The organism is Candidatus Accumulibacter sp. ACC007, assembly GCF_907163205.1.
Classification (GTDB): Bacteria; Pseudomonadota; Gammaproteobacteria; order Burkholderiales; family Rhodocyclaceae; genus Accumulibacter; species Accumulibacter regalis.
Genome location: NZ_CAJQUD010000003.1, coordinates 22,250 through 40,304, shown reverse-complemented (window position 1 = coordinate 40,304; position 18,055 = coordinate 22,250). Strand labels below are relative to the sequence as shown.

13 protein-coding genes are annotated in these 18,055 nt (G+C 65.4%); 5 read left to right on the top strand and 8 right to left on the bottom strand.

The features are described from left to right. Position 1: 1 nt before the first annotated feature. Together QZ634_RS10885 and hyfB are read right to left on the bottom strand one after the other, a co-directional pair. Complete coding sequence (locus QZ634_RS10885) at positions 2-949, bottom strand: NADH-quinone oxidoreductase subunit H (protein WP_291988276.1); 948 nt, start codon at positions 947-949, stop codon at positions 2-4. Then, a complete protein-coding gene (gene hyfB, locus QZ634_RS10880; protein ID WP_291988274.1) occupies positions 946-2,985 on the bottom strand; it encodes a hydrogenase 4 subunit B in 2,040 nt (679 codons plus the stop codon). Before hyfB ends, QZ634_RS10885 begins: the two co-directional genes overlap by 4 nt. A gap of 301 nt (positions 2,986-3,286) precedes the next feature. On the opposite strand from hyfB, the gene QZ634_RS10875 reads away from it, so the two are divergent. Next, positions 3,287-3,487: a CopG family transcriptional regulator gene (locus QZ634_RS10875; RefSeq protein ID WP_291988272.1), complete on the top strand. Its 201-nt coding sequence runs from the start codon at positions 3,287-3,289 to the stop codon at positions 3,485-3,487. Between the two features lie 4 nt (positions 3,488-3,491). Then, positions 3,492-3,785, top strand: coding sequence for an acylphosphatase (locus QZ634_RS10870; RefSeq protein ID WP_291988270.1), 294 nt, complete (start codon positions 3,492-3,494; stop codon positions 3,783-3,785). A gap of 19 nt (positions 3,786-3,804) precedes the next feature. Here the strand turns inward: QZ634_RS10870 and pbpC are convergent, their stop codons facing one another. The 6 genes from pbpC to QZ634_RS10840 form a co-directional block, all read right to left on the bottom strand. Next, positions 3,805-6,108, bottom strand: a complete 2,304-nt coding sequence (gene pbpC / locus QZ634_RS10865; RefSeq protein WP_291988268.1) for a penicillin-binding protein 1C — start codon at positions 6,106-6,108, stop codon at positions 3,805-3,807. Continuing rightward, positions 6,105-11,294 (bottom strand): alpha-2-macroglobulin, encoded by a 5,190-nt coding sequence (locus tag QZ634_RS10860; RefSeq protein ID WP_291988266.1) that lies wholly within the window; start codon positions 11,292-11,294, stop codon positions 6,105-6,107. Before QZ634_RS10860 ends, pbpC begins: the two co-directional genes overlap by 4 nt. Positions 11,295-11,428: 134 nt before the next feature. Then, positions 11,429-12,247 carry a symmetrical bis(5'-nucleosyl)-tetraphosphatase gene (locus tag QZ634_RS10855; RefSeq protein WP_291988264.1) on the bottom strand — a complete coding sequence of 273 codons (819 nt, stop codon included), beginning with the start codon at positions 12,245-12,247 and terminating at the stop codon, positions 11,429-11,431. Between the two features lie 9 nt (positions 12,248-12,256). Continuing rightward, entirely contained in the window at positions 12,257-13,261 is a 1,005-nt protein-coding gene (galE, locus tag QZ634_RS10850; RefSeq protein WP_291988261.1) for a UDP-glucose 4-epimerase GalE, read from the bottom strand. A 286-nt stretch (positions 13,262-13,547) separates the two neighbouring features. Continuing rightward, a complete protein-coding gene (locus QZ634_RS10845; protein ID WP_291988259.1) occupies positions 13,548-13,856 on the bottom strand; it encodes an H-NS histone family protein in 309 nt (102 codons plus the stop codon). 240 nt (positions 13,857-14,096) lie between these two features. Further along, entirely contained in the window at positions 14,097-14,933 is an 837-nt protein-coding gene (locus tag QZ634_RS10840) for a flavin reductase family protein (protein WP_291988256.1), read from the bottom strand. A gap of 250 nt (positions 14,934-15,183) precedes the next feature. Between QZ634_RS10840 and mutY the strand changes: the two genes are divergently transcribed. Genes mutY through gshA form a run of 3 tightly spaced genes read left to right on the top strand, consistent with a single transcriptional unit; the run spans position 15,184 to position 18,026 of the window. Further along, positions 15,184-16,242 (top strand): A/G-specific adenine glycosylase, encoded by a 1,059-nt coding sequence (mutY, locus tag QZ634_RS10835; RefSeq protein ID WP_291988254.1) that lies wholly within the window; start codon positions 15,184-15,186, stop codon positions 16,240-16,242. Between the two features lie 30 nt (positions 16,243-16,272). Further along, a complete protein-coding gene (locus QZ634_RS10830; RefSeq protein ID WP_291988252.1) occupies positions 16,273-16,470 on the top strand; it encodes a hypothetical protein in 198 nt (65 codons plus the stop codon). Then, the gene (gshA, locus tag QZ634_RS10825) at positions 16,464-18,026 is read left to right on the top strand and encodes a glutamate--cysteine ligase (RefSeq protein WP_291988251.1); all 1,563 of its coding nucleotides are present in this window, start codon (positions 16,464-16,466) and stop codon (positions 18,024-18,026) included. Before QZ634_RS10830 ends, gshA begins: the two co-directional genes overlap by 7 nt. Positions 18,027-18,055 lie beyond the last annotated feature (29 nt).

Sequence of the window (18,055 nt, the reverse complement as noted above, 5' to 3'; positions counted from 1 at the left end):
CTCACGGTCGTACCAGGATGTGGACCAACATGCCGATCACGGCCAGCAGGAACGCGGTGGCGAGGAATTCCGGAGCGCGGAAGATGCGCATCTTGGCGCTGAGCGTCTCGAGTAACGCCAGCAGGGCGCCGCCGATCGCCAGTTTCAGGAGCAGCGCCGGCATCGCCAGCAGCAGCGCCAGCGGTGCCTGCGCCTCGGCGACGCCCCAGGGGAAGAACAGCGCCAGCCCGATGCACGAATAGGCAAAGAGCTTCAGGCTCGCGGCCCATTCGAGCAGCGCCAGATGACGGCCCGAATACTCGAGGATCAACGCTTCGTGAATCATCGTCAGTTCGAGGTGCGTCGCCGGGTTGTCCACCGGCACGCGGGCGTTTTCGGCCAGCGACACCATGGTGAAGGCGACGCCGGCGAAAGCGAGACTCGGATAGATGGCCAGCTCGCGATGCGCCAGCGTCTCGACGATGGTCGTCAGCGAGGTCGAGTTCGAGATCAGCGATGCCGAGAACAGGACCATCAGCAGCGCCGGTTCGGCGAGAAAGCCGATCAGCATTTCACGCCGCGCCCCCAGCGTGCCGAAAGAAGTGCCGACATCCATGGCCGCCAGCGAAATGAATACCCGCGCCACTCCGAGCAGGCCGACCAGGGCAATCGCGTCTGCTGCCGGCGAAAGAGGCAGGTCGGTCGATAGCGTTGGGACGATTGCGCAGGCCAGTGCCATGCAGCCGAAAACGATGTACGGAGCGCCGCGAAACAGGGGCGAAGCGTGCTCGGCAAGCACCGACTCCTTGTTGAACAGTTTGTGCAGCGTGCGGTACGGCTGCAGCAAGCCGGGTGCCGAGCGGTTCTGCAGCCAGGCGCGCCATTGATTGATCCAGCCGCTGAGCAAGGGCGCCAGAAGCAGCGCCAGGACGATCTCCAGCAGTTGCGAGAAGGCGCCGAGCCAGGTCATAGCTCGACCACCAGCAGCACGGTGATCAGGGTTACGAAGCTGTACAGCAGGTAGACCGCAATCCGTCCCTGCTGCAAGAGACCGATGAGCCGTGCCAGACGCTCGACGGCGGCAGCCAGCGGCAGGTAAAGCCAATGCCAGAAGGGGTCGGTGACACTGACGCGATAGCGCGGCTCGGCATCGAAAGCCGTCGGCAGCTCGCGCTCCCAGCGGAAGAAGGGTTCGAAGATTTGCCGAATCGGTTGTCCGAAACCTTCGGCGGTATCCTGCATGCGCGCGTTCTGCCAGGGGAAGCCGCAGTCCCAGGGCGCCGCGCGCCGCACGCGGCCGTGATAGAAGAGGCGTACCAGCAGGAAGGCGAGCGCGAAGCTTGCAGCGACGCCGAGCAGGAAGATCGCCGGCCCGTAGCTCGCGCGCTCGATCGCCACCGGCGCCAGCAGCCAGCCGCTGCTGCCGACCGTCTTGGCAAGGCCAGAGCCGACCAGCAACTGCGTCACCGGATCGATGAGGGCTATGAACTGCACCGGAAACAGTCCGAGCGCAATGCATCCGGCGACCAGCCAGGCCATGCCGGCACGCTCCCAGCGGCCGGCATCATGCGCCTGCGCCAGCTTCTCCTCGCGTGGCTGGCCGAGGAAAATGACGCCGAAGAACTTGACCATCGTATAGCCGGCGAGCGCGGCGACCAGTGCGATCAGGGCGGCGACCACGGGAATCAGCATGTTGAGGAATGAACTCGGCAAATCCGGCGAGAACAGGAAGCTCTGCAGCAGCAGCCACTCGGAGACAAAGCCGCCAAAGGGCGGCAAGCCGGCGCTGGCCAGAACACCAATCAGCATGGCCCAGGCCACCCAGGGCATGCTGCGGATCAAACCACCGAGCTTGCCGAGATTGCGTTCGAGGGTGGCGTGCAGGACCGCGCCGGTGCCGATAAAGAGCAGCGCTTTGAAGAAGGCATGGCTGGCCACATGGTAGAGCACGGCGGTCAACGCCAATGCCGCCATCACAGGCATGCCCTGGGTCGAGAACAACACCGCCAGGCCGATGCCGGTGAACAGCAAACCAATGTTCTCGATCGATGAATAGGCCAGCAGGCGTTTCATATCGACCTGCACTGCCGCGAAGACGACACCGAACAGCGCGGTCGCCAGGCCGAACGCCAGCAGCACCAGGCTCCACCACCACACGGGCGTGCCGAGCAGATCGAAAATGATCCGCAGCAAACCGTAGATGGCCGTCTTCAACATGACCCCGCTCATCAGCGCGGAGACGGGCGACGGCGCAGCCGGATGGGCCTCGGGAAGCCAGACGTGCAGCGGTACGATGCCCGCCTTGGCGCCGAAACCGAACAGTGCCAGGAGGAAAGCGATCGACGCCCGGTTGGGCAAAATCTCCTGCGAGCGCATGTTGGCAAAAGTGTAGTCGCCGGTATCCGCCTGCAGGATGCCGAAGCACAACAGGATGCCGAGAGCGCCGACATGCGCGATCAGCAGGTAGAGGTAGCCTGCTCGCTGGATCTCGGCGATGCGGTGGTTGGCGGTGACCAGGAAGAATGACGACAGGGCCATCGTTTCCCACATCACCATGAAGGCGTAGGCGTCGTCAGCGAGAACGACAAGGACCATGCTGGCCAGAAAGATGTGGTATTCGAGCGCCAACAAGCCTGGCGGCGTGCCTTCGCCCTTGCGGAAGTAGCCGGCCGCAAATGCGGACACACCGGCCGCAACGCCTCCGATGATCATCAGGAAGAACGCAGACAGGCTGTCGAGGCGAAAATGGAAGGGCAGACCTGGCAGCCCGAAGGGCAACACCGCTACCTCCGGCGAGCTGACGATCGCGCTCAGAGCGACGCCGAACAAGAGCAGGCCGAAGGCCCCGCCGGCAGGAAACAGCACTCTGGCCACCAGGGCCAGGCGGTGCAAGGCGAATACCCCGGCGACGCCAATCAGCAGCCACGCAGCAACAACCAGCAGGACCCAGTCCAGATGCACCCAGCTGGTCGGATCAAGGAAAACGCCCGTGGTGATCAGTGGCAACTGGCGCACCGCAGATTTTCGCTGGCCGCGCTTGCGTCGCCTGGTTCGCGGGAAATGGTTTCGCATGCGTGGGAAGTCAGCGCGTCTCGACCACCACGGATAGGGAACAACATAGCGTCCGGAGTTCCAGAAAACGCGTTCGGAAGGGGCGAAAAGCGGGGTGCGCGAATACGGTTGTTGCAGCCTTGGCCGGAGCAAACCGCATCAACAAGATTTTCTGTTATCGTGTGCATCAAGCACCAATTATATGCGCTTCTATTACCATTTGAACGACAATTCAAATCACATGAAATGTGCCGATATGGAAAACCGAACCGCACGCCTGACCATTCTCGTCGACCCTGTCAAGAAGCGAATCTTCGAAGAAATCTGCACGGCTCACGATCTGACGCCGTCCCAGGTGGTCAGGAAACTGATCCGTCAATACATCATTGAAAATGCCGGCGATCGGGAACTTCCCGAGTGGCTGCAGGGACGGCCATCGTCCGACGGAAGCTCCTAGCCTGATGGGTGAAGCAGTTTGCCGAAACCTGCGTATCCATGGCCGCGTCCAGGGGGTTGGCTACCGCTGGTCGCTAGCCGCCGAAGCCGCGAAACTCGGGCTGACCGGCTGGGTACGCAACCGCCGCGATGGCAGCGTCGAAGCGCTGGTCAGCGGCCCCCTCGAGGCGGTCGATGCGCTGCTTGTCTGGGCCCACCGCGGGCCATCGATGGCCCGTGTCGACGCGGTTTTTTGCAACGAAGGCAACGCCGGCGAACTCGGCACGCGCGCCGGCTTCGTCCAGATTGCTACGCGCTGAGCAGATGGCTTGCTTGTTTTCAGCGCACGCTGATCTCGACCCGGTCGTAGCGACCGGCGTCGTCCATGACCGTGATCTGGTAGCGTCCGGCATCGCTGAAGCGCTGCTGCAGGGCACGACCTGCCGCCACGCGGCCGATCTGGCGCCCGTTCAATAGCCAGATCAGCTCGTCCTGGCCGCCGCGTGCTTCAAGACGCAGCTCGGGAGCCGGGCCGTTGCCGGCGCGGCGGATCGTCGCACCGTCGCTGACGCCGACGATGTGCAGGCCACCTTCCGGCGAACGCGCGCCGACGCAGGCCGGCGCCCAGTCGGGCGGCAGCGCGCGTTCCCGCGTCGCCACGTCGAGCCAGGGTTCGAGGGCGGCTGGCCAGCGCGCCATGTCCACTGCGGTCATCTCGCCAGCGGCACAGGCGGCACGGACGCGCAGTCCGCTGACGCTGTCGCGGTAGTCGGTATAGCGTGCGCCGCCAGCGCGCAGTCGGTCGGCGAAGGTCGGCGGCGCGGCGTCGTTGAGAATCCAGGCCGTTCGTTCCTGTTGGCAGAGCTCGGCCGGCGTCGTCGCGCTGCGCGTGCCGAGCGGCCAGCAGATGCGGGTGGCGGAGACGCTTGCCGGCGGTGTCCGTGTTGCCGGCGGCGAGTCGTCGATGACTGCAAAGACGTCGACCAGCAGTGGCGCGGCGATGTTGGCACCGAAGAAGCCGGGGTTCGGCGTACCGTCCGGCCGGCCGATCCAGACGCCGACGGTGAAGCGGTCGCTGACGCCGACTGCCCAGGCGTCACGGAAACCGAAGCTGGTGCCGGTTTTCCAGGCGATGCCGCGGCGTATGCCGACGCCGTCGTTGACCTGCCGTGCGACCGGGCCGCCGGATTCGAGGACGTCGCGGATGATGAAGGCGGCACCTTCGCTGAGCATGCGTGCTTCCTCGATCGGCGCATCGGGGAAATAGCGCGGCCGGCCGCCGACGCCGGCGCGCGCCAGCGCCGTATAGGCGCCGACCAGGCCTTCCAGGTTCACCGCCGTGCCGCCCAGGATGACGCTGAGATTGGCCTCGGCGCCACGCGGCAGCTCGAGTTTCAGGCCGCCGCGGCGCAGCAGCGAGACAAAGCGCTGCGGACCAAGCCGCTCGAGCACTTCTACTGCAGGCACGTTGAGCGACTTCTGCAAGGCTTCTGAGACGCTGACCGCGCCGCTGAAATTGGCCTGGAAGTTGCCCGGCTGGTAACCGGAAAAAGACTGCGGCACGTCGGCGAGCAGCGACTCGGAATGGATCAGGCCTTCGTCGAGTGCCAGGCCGTAGAGGAAGGGCTTCAGGGTCGAACCCGGCGAGCGTGCCGCCTGCACCATGTCCACGTGCGCAAAGCGCGCGTTGTCGGTGAAATCGGCCGATCCGGCGTAGGCGAGCACTTCGAGCATCTGGTTGTCGACCACCAGCGCCGCCATCGAGACGCGTGGCGGCAGCCGCGGCAGCCTCGCCGCCAGCAGGTATTCGAGCGACTGCTGCATGCTGGCGTCGATGGTGCTGTCGATGCGCGCGGCGTGCGGCCGCAGCCGCCGCAGGCGCTCGGCGAGCAGCGGCGCCAGCAGCGGTTCGCGGATCGTCTGGGCAATCACCGCTTCCTGGCGGGCGTCGGCAATGGCCGCCGCGCCCCAGCGGGATTGCAGGCGATCGAGGATCTTGTCGCGTGCCTGTCGGGCGCGTTCGGGGTAGCGGTCTGGCCGCAGCCGCGAAGGCGCTTGCGGCAGCACGGTCAGCAATGCCGCTTCGGAGGCGGTCAGCCGTTGCGCGGGTTTGCCGAGGTACGCGCGGCTGGCTGCCTCGACGCCTTCGACGACGCCGCCCATCGGCGCAAAAGTCAGGTAGATTTCGAGAATCTCGCGCTTCGACAGGTGTAGTTCGAGCTGCAGCGCGCGCACGATCTGACGCAGTTTTCCGCCCACGCTACGCGGCGTCGGTTCGAGCAGGCGCGCGACCTGCATGCTCAGCGTCGAACCGCCCGAGACGACCTCGCCATGGCGCACCCATTGCCAGCCAGCGCGCAGCAGCGCCCAGGGATTGACGCCGGGATGCCACCAGAAGCTGCGGTCCTCGTAGGCGACCAGCGCTTCGATGTAGCGCGGCGAGACGTCTTCGATGCCAATCGGGTGGCGCCAGATGTGTGCGCCGTCGGGAAAGGCGCGCAAGGGGGTTCCGTCACGGGCGACGACCAGCTGCGCCTGTGGCGCCGACCGCACTGGCAGGGGCGGCGGCCAGAGCTGGTCGGCCAACAGCAGGAGACTCAGGGCCGCGGCAAGCGCCAGCTCCACCCAGCGCGAGCGCGTCATTTGCCGGGGGCAGCCTTTTCTTCTTCGCTGCCGTCGCCGATCAGCATGGTCTGCTGGCCACCGGCCAGCCCGTAGACCTGCGGCTGGTACATGTCTTCGGCGTAGCTTGGCGGCACGACGAAGCGCCCCGGAGTAACCACGCGCACGCGGTAGAAGAATTGCATCTCGCCGGCGAGCCTGGCGGCAACGACGAAACGGTCGTCGCGGAACTCGACGTGCTGGATGTTGCTGTTCTGCATCGCCTGCCGTGGATCGACGCCGTCGATGGTGACCACCGACTGCTCGCCCTGAACGAGGTTGGCGTTTTCGATTTCGACGCCCGCCGGGATGTAGTCGACGACCAGACCGTTGGCGTAGCGGCCGGCGCTTTTCACCCGCAGGCGAACGATCGCCGTTTCACCAACGCGCAGCGGGCGATCGCCGAGCGGCTTGCCTTCAGCGGTGAACCAGTCGCGTTTAAGATCGAAGTCATCGCGGCGCTCGGCAGGCACGCCCGCCGGGTTGCCGGCAAGGTTGAGCTCGGCGAACAGGCGTTCGCTGCCGGCGTTCCTGACCGTCACTCCCGCCGCCAGCTGCTCGGGCGACAGGGGCAGGTACTGTGTGCCCTGGCCGCCGATGGCCTGCGCTTTTCCTGCCGACAGCCATTCGCCACGCCACTCCCTGGCGGTGTCGGTGGCGAAACTTCGTCCGAGGAGGAACAGTGCCAGTTTCTCCTGCGTGCTGTAGTAGCGTCTGCCGACCATTTCCGCAGCCACCTGACTGACCAGGTTCGCACGCCCGGCCGGCGTCAGCTGGTGCTTGTCGAGCAGCACCTCGATCAGCGCCCAGTCGCGCAGGTTGCTGCCATAGTCACCCCACCAGGCGTGCAGCGGGCCTGCTCGTCGCTTGATCAGCCCGGCTGCGATGGCCTCGTTGGCGCGTGCTTCGTCGCCCATCAACTTGAGCGCCAGGCCAAGATGAACCAGCGCCAGCCCGGACGGTGCGGCAGCCTGCGACTCCGCCAGCTGGCGCAGCGTCGACAGCGGTGCCTTGCCCTGGCGCGCGAGCACGTAGGCGCCGTAGGCGAGCACCGCGAAACGACCTGATCCGGCATAGCGGTGGTCGTTCCAGACCGAGTTCTCGTTGTACGTGACGGCGCCTGTCGGCAAGCCGGCGACGCCTTCCTGCAGCCCCTTGAGGAGAAATTCGAGGGCGCGCTTCTCGACTGCGGGCGGGACGTTGAAGCCCTGTTCGCGCGCATCGATCAGGAAGTTGCTGACGTAGGCCGATAGCCAGTACTGGTATTCGGAGAGATTTCCCCACAGGCTGAAGGCGCCGTTGGGTGCCTGCATGCCGGCCAAGCGGGCGATCGCCTTGTCGAGCATCTCGGCGCGCTGCGCCTGTGTGAAGGGCTTGAGCCCGAATTTCTGTGCCGCCGTCTGGTCGATGAAGACGTGCGGATAGGCGCTGCTGGTCGTCTGCTCGGCGCAGCCGTAGGGGTAGTGCAACAAACCCTGCACGGCACTGCGCACATCGATCGGTGTCTGGTTCGAGACCACCAGCGTCGCCGCGACGCTGTCGCGCAGGAAGCCGCCCAACTCGGCATCGCGGACTTCGACGCTTTCGCCGGGAGCGATGCTCAGTCGTCTGAGTACCGACTGGCGTGGGCTTGGTGCCTGCACCTGCAGCGCGAAGCGGCGATCGATCCTGACGCGCGGGCTGTCGACGCGCACCCGTATCTCGGTCAGGCCGAGCGCGCTGCCGGCCGCGATCGGGATGCGCAGGGTACGCTTTTGCTGATCCTGCAGCCGGAACCGTTGTTCGCCATCCTTGATCTGCAGGCCGTCGGCGTTGCTGACCGCGACGCTGATCTGCTGTGCGCTGCCGGCCAGATTCTGCACATCGAGCGCCAGCACGGCGCTGTCGCCGGCCGCGAGAAAGCGTGGCGTCGCCAATTCGACGATCAGGGGTGCGGCGACGGTGACCTCGGCTTCCTGCCAGCCGAAGCGCTCGCCGCTGGCGGCGACGGCCATCAGCCGCAGGCTGCCGTTGAAGTCGGGGACAGCCAGCGAGACCTCGGCCTGGCCGTTTTCGTCGAGCATCACCGGTCCGCTGAAGAGGTCGACCAGGCGCACTTTCTTCGGCATGCTGCGCGTCGGCTGCGGCCCGGCGTCGCCGCCGAACTTGAGCTTGCCCTGGTCGCCGGCCATCTTCTCGATCACCCGGCCGTAGACGTCGTAGGCGTCGGCGCCGTAGCGCAGCTTGGTAAAGAAGAAAGCGAAGGGGTCGGGGCTCGCGAAACGGGTGATGTTGAGGATGCCGGTATCGACTGCCGAAAGCGTCAGCAGCGTCTTCCGCCCCTTGGCCTCGGGAACGCTGACCTTCACCTTCAGCGGCTGCTCGGGTTCGATTTTCTGCGCCGCTTCCAGGCTCACCGCCAGCTTGCGATTGCTCCGTTCGAGGGGCAGGTGGACCAGGCCCAGCGCCCGCGCAGGGGTCACCTTTTCGTCCTTGCCGCCGGGACGCAGGACCATCACCGCGAGGTAAAGGTCGTGCCTTTGCCAGGCCTTGTCGATGGGGATGTCGATGCTCCTTCCGTCGGCGCCGATGGACAGCCGACGCGCCCACAGTCCGCGTTCGCCCTCGACCGTGACCAGCGCTTCGCCGGCGTGCGGCGGGGTGATCGTCAGGCGCGCCGTGTCGCCGGCCTTGTAGGCTGGCTTGTCGAGCTTGAGCACCACCCGGTCGGGGCGTACGCCCTGCGTTTCGTCGTCCTTGGCCGACCAGCCGGCGTAGAAGCGGAAGCGTGTCGTCTGGCCGGTTTCCGGGTCGAAGACTTCGACCCGGTAGCGGCCGTAGCTCACCGGCAGGCTGAGCCTGCCGCGGCCGCCCGCAGGCACCGAGACCTGTGTCGTGGCGACCAGCTCGTTGCCCTCGGTGAATCCGGAATGCCAGCCACGCTGGTCGTCGAAGCGCCAGTAGTATTGACGATCCTCGCGGAAAAGCCGTACTGGCAGTGCCGTGCCGGGGTGCAGGGCGGCGTCGGCAGTGGCGCGAACGACCTCGAATTCGGCCGGCGCATTTTCGCGTGCGTAGTCGCCGACGAACATCGGGCGTAGGCCGACCAGTACCGGCGCCGGCCAGAAGACGCGTTCGAGGCTGCGTACCACCGGCCGGCCGCCGCTTTCGAGCAGGCTCAGCGTCGCGCGCACGGTGAACGGCGAGCGCCGCTCGACGACCGCCTCCAGGGCGACGTCGATGGCTGCCTGGCCCTTGTCGTCGAGGGTCGTTGCCGGCAGTTCGCTGCGTGACTTGACGCTCTCCTCGTCGGCGTCACCGAAGACGAAGCCGGGAAGCTTTTGCGCCAGCGGGTTGCGGTTGCGCTCGCTGGTCACCACCCCGATCAGGCTGTTGCCGGCTGCCGCCGCGCCGTACAGGTAACGCCCGCTGACGTCGACCGGCCAGGTCGACGAGGTCCTGCTCAGGCGCTCGCTGGCGGTGCTCAGTTCGAGCTTCATCCGTTCAGGCAGGAATTCCTCGACGGCGAAAGCCATGCTCGTGCTGGCCATTCTGGCCGCCGGGTCGGCGCGCAGTTCGAGTTGCCACGAGCCGGTGGCGGCGTCGACCGGAAGTTCGATGGCCCGCTGGTAGTAGCCAGCGAACGCCGGATCGGGTTGCCAGCTGGCCGTCCACTGCGCCCTGCCGTCGGGACGGCGAAGAGTCGCCTGGATCGGCTGCGGCGGTACGGGGTGGCCGTCGGCATCGCGGGCCATCACCGAGACGGCAAAGTGCTCGCCCGGCCGATAAAGGTTGCGACCGCTGTAGGCAAAGAGGCGCAGCGGCACGTAGGGCATGCCGGCGATATCGAACTCGGCGAGGTCGAGCGCCGCTTCGCGCAGCGTGATCAGCGACATCTGCTCGCCTTTCCTGGCCATCAGCACGCGTGCGCCCGCCGGTTTCTCGGCAAAGCTGACGCGGCCGTCGCCGTTGCTCTCACCGCGTGCCAGGGTCTTGCCGTGCTTGTCGACCCAGCTGACCTCGACGCCCGAGCGCGCCTTGCCGTCGGTCAGCGAGCTGATGTAGGCGTCCGCGCTGCCAGCGGCGTACTGGCGCAGGTGCAGGCCAAGATCGCTGACGTAGAAGTAGGTCGTCTGGTAGTCGCCGCGGAAACGATTCGGCTGCGACATCACCGCCACGTAGACCCCGGGCTCGCGTAACGCCGGGATGCTCTCGACCGGGATGAAGGTTACCCGGCGCCGATCGGGCTGCTGTTCGGTCAGAAAGCGGCCGATGAAGGCGCTGGTCGTCAGCTCGTGCAGCTGATCGAGATCCCAGTCGCTGACCGCTCCCTTGAGGCGGGTGCCGCGGTTGTAATAGGGGTCGCCGCCGCCATCGTCGCCATCGTCGCCGTCGCCATTCGGTTGCTTGCTCGTTGTCGGGCCGCGGGCGACGACTTTTTCGAGAAAGCGGGTCAGCTGATCGGGGTTGACCCTGAGGAACTGTATGTCCACCTCCGGCACATTGACTGTCGTCACCGGCAGGCCGCCGTTCTGCGTCGCCGGCAAAACCATGCCGCGGCTGGCGAAGTAGAAAGCAGGCGGAACGGCTGCGCTGGTGATCGAGAAGCGGGATTCCTGCGCGAGCTTGCTGCCGTTCCTGGCCGTCAGGCCGGGCTGGACGCGCACCACGTAGCGCACCTGGGGCTTGATGCGCGGGAAGAACAGCAGGTGTGGATTCTCGCCGACGACCCAGGCGCCGGCAACCGGCTTGCCGCCTTCGAGCACGGTGTCCTGCGGCGAACGGCTGCTGCGGCTAGGTGCAGGCGGCTTGTCGTCCTCGGCGTCGGCCGCACTGTCGTCGGGGCTGCCGTCGCTGCTCGCGCGGGTGGCCTTGGCCACGGCCGGCATTTCCAGTACCTGGACGAACTTGTCGTAGTTGCTCCGGCTGTCGAGGGGCAGGCTGAACGAGAGCGCCAGCGCCGGTGAGCCGTCGAGTTCCCGATGCGCGCCGTCGACCACCTCGAAGGCGACGCCCGCCGTCGCCGCCTCATGCTGATCGTTGCTGGGTAAATGGCCGATGGCCAGCAGGCCGGCAAGGGCCAGGATCACGGCTGCGACAATGGCCAGCAGCGACGTTTGTCCGCCTTGTTTGCAGCCTTGTTGCCAGCCTTCTCCGCGCGGGTCTCCCGCTCGTCCTGCGCTCTGCATGGCTCCCTCCCGAAGCAAGTTCTCGCGGAATTCTAGCAGGCAGCCGCTGGCTGGCGGCGATGGTCACGGGAGAGCGGTGAGAGCGGTGAGAGCACGGGCTCGTTTTCCCCGGGCGCGGCGAGGATCGGCTCAGCTCAGCTGGGAGCCTCGCAAAGCGCGCAGTTGATCTGGAAGATCTCGCGGTCCTCGAGGCGAACGGCGGTCAGGTGGCGGCCCCAGAGGCAACCCGAATCGAGGGCCAGCAGATTGGGCTCGATTTTCAGCCCCAGCGCCGACCAATGCCCGGTGACCAGCACGTCAGCGGCGCTGCGTCGGTTGGGAAGTTCGAACCACGGCACCAGCTCGGGCGGGGCGCTGTTGAGCTCGCCCTTGGTCTTGAAGTCCATGGCGCCGTCGGGCGAGCAAAAGCGCATGCGGGTCATGGCATTGACGATTACCCGCAAGCGTGGCCAGCCTTCAAGGTCGTCACTCCACGCCGCCGGTTCGCTGCCCCACATGTTGGCCATGAAGTCGAGATAGGTGGGGCCGGTCAGCACCGCCTCGACCTCGGCGGCCAGCTGGCGAGCGCGGTCCACCGTCCACTGTGGAAGCAGTCCGGCATGCACGAGGCAAAACTCGCGCTCGCGGTGGCACAGCGGGCGATGACGCAGCCAGCCCATCAATTCCTCGCAGTCGGGCGCGTCGAGGATGTCGTCGAGCGTATCGCCCTTGCTGCGCCGGTCGAAGCCCGCCGCGGCCATCAACAGGTAGAGGTCGTGATTGCCGAGCACGGTGATCGCGGCCGCGCCAAGGTCACGCACGAAGCGCAAGGTTTCCAACGAGCGCGGGCCACGGTTGACCAGGTCGCCGACGAACCAGACTCGGTCGCTGGCAGGGTCGAAGCGGCACTTTTCCAGTAACTGCTGCAAGGAGTCGAAGCAGCCCTGAATGTCGCCGATCGCGTAAGTCGCCATGATTGCCGTTCAGGTGCTTGCGCAGTTCTGCTGCCAGCGCCAGGCATCGCTGCACATCTCTTCGATGCCGCGCTGTGCCTGCCATCCGAGCAGCGCTTCGGCGAGCGCCGGGTCGGCGTAGCAGGCGGCAATGTCGCCAGGCCGCCGCGGCACCAGTGCGTAGGGTACCGGGCAACCACTGGCGGTTTCGAAGGCACGCACCATGTCCAGAACCGAATAGCCGCAACCGGTGCCCAGATTGACCGTCAGCAGGCCGCCCTTGTCGAGCAGGTAGTCGAGCGCTGCGAGATGGCCTTCGACGAGATCCATGACGTGGATATAGTCACGGACGCCGGTGCCGTCGGGCGTCGGATAGTCGTTGCCGAAAACGCTCAGTTGCTGGCGTTTTCCTGCCGCCACCTGCGCCACGTAAGGTAACAGGTTGTTCGGAACGCCATTCGGTTCCTCGCCGATCAGGCCGCTGGCGTGCGCACCGACGGGATTGAAATAGCGCAGGCGGGCGATTCGCCATTCCGGGTCGGCCTGCGCCAGGTCGGCCAGGATGTCTTCGATCATCAGCTTGCTGGCGCCGTAGGGATTGGTCGCCGAGCGCGGGAAATCTTCCCGGATGGGGACCGAAGCCGGGTCGCCATAGACGGTCGCCGACGAACTGAAGATCAATGTCTTTACGGCACTTTCGGCCATCACTTCGCAGAGAATAATCGCGCCGCCGACGTTGCAGTCGTAGTAACGCAAGGGTTGCGCGACCGATTCTCCGACCGCTTTCAGGCCGGCGAAATGGATGACCGCATCGATCGGCGACGCGGCAAAGACCCTTCGCAGGAGCGCACGATCGCGGACATCGCCTTCGAAAAAGACCGGCCGCTGGCCAGCGATCCGGGCAACGCGGTCGAGGACCTCGGGTCGACTGTTCGAGAGGTCGTCGACGACGGTCACGGCGTGGCCGGCGGCCAGCAGTGCGACGCAGGCGTGCGAGCCGATATAGCCGCTACCTCCCGTTACCAGGATATTCATTCTCGTCCTCTCATGGATGCGCGTTGCTGCGCGCTTCGAGCGAGCAGCAACGCGCTGTGCCAGGATAATCGTGCCGCTTGCGGCGAGCTTTCCCAATCACGCAGGGCCGCCATCGCCGAAGATTCTCCGGCAGCGCTATTGGCGTTCTTCCTGCGCGATCTGCCGGCCCTGGTGATTTTCGCTTGCCGCGGGAATTCGCGAGCGGGGCGGCGCAGCCTGCCGGTTGGCAACTCCTTCCCCTAACGGGGGTGGAGTACCGCAGCCAGGCTGCGCTGAGCACGCCCCTCTAGCGGGAAACGAGGAACTCGTCCCGGTGCCGACCGTGGGCTTCAAGGCTGGTCAGCCAGTTCGGCGCCTTGCCGCGCCCGGACCAGCCTTCACCGTTCGGACCGCGATACTTTACGGCGACGGTTGTCCGCGTTTTGCCGGCCAGGGCGCCGAGACCCCTGAAGCCGCAATCGGCCGCCGTCAAACCATATTCGGCAATCAGCTGCTTGGCCTGGGCGATAGCCGCTGCCACTTCCGAGCGACGCGCTTCGGCGATCTGCTGCTCCAAGGAATCGCGTTGCTCCAATAATTCTCTGTAAGTCGCCATACTGGTCTCCTGGGGTAAAATATCTTATGAAAAATAAAAAAAGCAATTGAAACAGGCAGTAAGCCACCCGTCAAGGGAGAATCTCACGAACCCGTGGTTTCTCCTTGTCGGTCGGTGGACCGGCAATAGAGGAAATCGCGCAGGCGAATAGTCTGCCGGTCGCGTTGCCCTGCCAGGGACGCCGGCACCGGCAGCCGCGTTGGGCGCCGACCCCCGCGGCCGGGGATTGCAGTCCGTTGTTCACCGTGATTCCTGTGCAGTTGCACGCAGCTGGCGATAGCAGCCGCCATGAAAGATCAGTGGCTCGTTGGCCTCGCCGCGGGCAAATCGTTGCACGCGGCCAAGGAAGACGAGATGGTCACCGCCCGGGTATTGCACTTCGTTGGCGCATTCGAACCACGCCGAGCAGCCTTCGATGAGCGGTATGCCGCCGATTCCGCGGCTGGTCGCCACCCCTTCGAAACGATCGCTATTGTCTGTCGCGGCAAAGCAGTCCGAGATACCCTGCTGACTGGCGGTGAGCACGTTTACCGCGTAGAAGCTTGCGCGACGGAACGCCTCAAGCCGCGGCGAGTGAGCCGACAGGCTCCAGATAATCAGTGGGGGGTCGAGCGAAACCGAGTTGAACGAGCTGATGGTCACGCCCATTGGCTGTCCCTCCTGGTCCACGGCCGTAAGTACGGTAACCCCGGTCGCGAAGCTACCCAGTGCGTCGCGGAAGTCACGGTAGACAAGATCTCGGGAAGCCAGTGCGCGGCCCGTGTCACAAGTCTCGCACGGTGGCTCGGCAAGCGCTGCAGCGGACGTGGGACATGCCTGTGAGGGGAGGCGCCGGGACATCAGGCGCTCCTGATGCGTGCTCGAGGCATGCTGATATATGGAGTCGGCAGGAAGATTCGTGAGGTCCTCTATGGCCAATAAACACTTGGCATTGGCGGTAATGGCATCGCTAGATTTGACACTCTCGCGATTATGGTTGTTGCGCTCGCCCACTTGTCTGGCGCCGGCAATAATACCAAAGGCGGGATTATCCTCGTGTGGCGTTTCTGTGTCGACATTATTCTGGCGTTGGCGCATAACAAAGTTCTACGGCATCGTGTGTGCTGAACTTAATAGCTTGTCATTGGTAACTGTGGGGCAGCGTTCGACAGGCCGGAGTCCCTGCACGCGGCAAGAAACCGCAAAAGGGGGGAGAATTGCTTGCTTTCTGTGAGGAGCTTCATGTTGATCGCTGCCGCCCATCTTCGCGTCAACCGGGAACGCAGCCTGGCGCTGCCAGCCACGCGTGCGGCGGGCGAATCCATGCGCGCTCTGCCACAGGTGGCACATGGCTGACGCTGGCAATTGCGCGCAGCGCGGTTTCGCCAGCCGCGTCATCGCCTGGCAGGCAGCGAGCGGCCGCCACGATCTGCCCTGGCAGCAAACGCGGGACCCGTACCGGATCTGGCTCTCTGAAACCATGCTGCAGCAAACGCAGGTGCAGACGGTGCTTCCCTACTACGCGCGTTTCCTGGCCTGTTTCCCGACACTGGAGGCCCTCGCCGGTGCGCCGCTTGAGCGCGTCCTCGAACTGTGGTCGGGGCTCGGCTACTATGCGCGCGCGCGTCATCTCCATCGTTGCGCACAAGCCGTCGCCGCTGGCGCAGGCAGGCTGTCGGCAGATCCCGACGAAAACGCGCGCTTGCCGGGGGTTGGCCGCTCGACTGCCGCGGCGATCAGCGTTTTCGCCTTTGGCAGCCGGGCGGCGATCCTCGACGGCAATGTCAAACGCGTGCTGGCGCGCTGTTTTGCTGCCGAGGCGGCGGCCACCGCCTCGCAGGAGGAACGCCGTATGTGGGCGCTCGCCGAAGCGCTGTTGCCGGGCAGCGGCATCGAGAGCTACAGCCAGGGCATGATGGACCTCGGGGCGACCGTGTGCACCCGCCACCAGCCGCGTTGCGATGTCTGTCCGCTGCACGAGATCTGTCTTGCTTGCCGCGACGGCCGGCAGGCCGAGCTGCCGAGGCGGCGTACGAAACGCGCGCCAGCGCAGCGGTTGAGCAGTATGTTGCTGCTCACCGACGGTCGGCGCGTGTTGCTAGAACGGCGGCCGCCTGTCGGAGTATGGGGGGGGTTGCTGAGCCTGCCTGAAGCCAGCGCCGACGGTGCCGAGGTTTTTGCCGAGCGTCACGGCTGTCGGCTGCTGACCACCCGCGCACTGGCGCCAATCGAGCACAGCTTCACCCATTTCCGCTTGACCATGCAGGTGCTGCGGTGCCAGGTCGAGGTTCTCGGCCAGCAGGCAAATCAAGCCTCGCTGGAATGGCTGCCCGTCGATGCGGTCGCCGCCGCGGCTTTGCCGGCGCCGATCAAGAAGCTGCTGCTGACGCTGCCTGGTGTCGGCTGACCCGTGCTGCCTTCGGCGCCTGGCCCTGGTATGGCAAACTGGCGCGTGAAAGTGCCGTGTGAGACGCTTGTCCAGCTTGTCCAAAAAAAGGAAGAAACCATGCTGCGGTTCCACGACCACCCGAACCCAAACCTGATGCAGCTTGCCCCGTTCAGCGAAGCGGCCGACGCTGGCGGCAGCGGTGCATTGGACAGCCACGCCGTCCTGCTCTATCTTGCCTTATGCTGAAGTTCACATGTTGCGATGAAATCCGGCACTTTTTCTCTGCCGATTGCGCGCAGGTCCTGCGCGGTATCACGCGCGGCTACGAGCGCGAATGCTTGCGCGTGGACGCCAGCGGCCATCTGGCCCAGACGCCTCACCCCCTGACGCTCGGCTCCAAACTCACCCACCCGTGGATTACCACCGACTACGCCGAGGCGCTGCTGGAGTTCATCACCCCTCCGTCACAGGACCCGGCGTTTCCGTTGGACTTCCTGCGCGATATCCACCGTTTCGCGGCCCGGCAACTGCAGGAAGAAACCATGTGGGCCGGCTCGATGCCCTGCGTCGTCGGTGACGACAGGACCATTGCCATTGCCAACTACGGGACGTCCAACTCCGCCAGGATGAAGGCTGCCTACCGCGAAGGCCTGGGCCTTCGCTATGGGCGCCACATGCAGGCGATTGCCGGGGCCCACTACAACTGGTCGCTGCCCGACGAGTTCTGGGCGATCCTGGAAGGCTGCTGCTCGGTAAGCGGCAGCAGGCAGGACTTTGTCAGCGAGCGCTATTTCGGATTGATTCGCAATTTTCTGCGCTTTGGCTGGTTGATTCCCTACCTGTTCGGTGCCTCGCCAGCGATCTGTCAGTCATTCCTGCAAGGCCGCAGTTCAGACCTCCAGGAACTCGTTCCAGGGACCCTGTTCCGCCCCTACGCGACCAGCCTGCGCATGAGCGACCTGGGCTACCAGAACCGGGCGCAGGATCAGCTGCACGTCAGTTTCAATTCACTCGCCGAGTATATCCAGGCACTGGAGGTTGCGATTCGCACCCCTGATCCGTTCTACGAGGAACTGGGCGTGCGCGACGGCGAGCACTGGAAGCAGCTCAACGCGAACCTGCTGCAAATCGAGAACGAATTCTATGCCGGCATCCGGCCCAAGCGTGTCGGCAAGGCGGGCGAGCGTCCGGCGCTGGCCCTGAAGAAGTACGGCGTCGAATATCTGGAGGTGCGCCTGTTTGACCTGAACCCGTTCGTGGACGTCGGTATTGCCCCCGAGCAAGCGACCTTTGCCGACATCCTGTTGCTGATGTGCCTCTTTCGTCAGAGTCCGCCGATTACGGCTCGCGAGCAGGGCGAGAACGATGAAAACCTGGCGCGTATCGTCAACCGGGGCCGCCAGCCCGACCTGAACCTGCTGGTGCACAACCGCAAACAAGCGTTCCGACCGATCGCCCACGCCCTGTTCGACGACATGCAGCCTTTTGCCCAGATGCTGGATGCGGCATACGCGGGCAATCACTACAGCACGACGCTGGCCAGCCTGCGCACGCGCATTGATCACCCGGAGAGCACGCCGTCGGCCCAGGTGCTGGCGGCCGCGAGGGAGCACAAGGGCTACTTCAAATACGCCATGCAGCAGTCCCAAAAGCACCACGAGAGCCTGCTCGCCCAGCCACTCGACGCGGCTACTCTGGCAAGGTTCGAGGACAGCGTGCAAGCCTCACTGGCCGAGCAACAGCGATTGGAAGCACTGCCGCAGGGGCGGTTTGAGGACTACGTGGCGAGTTACTACGCATGAGGTTCGCGCGCACCGGAAATGCCCTGGCT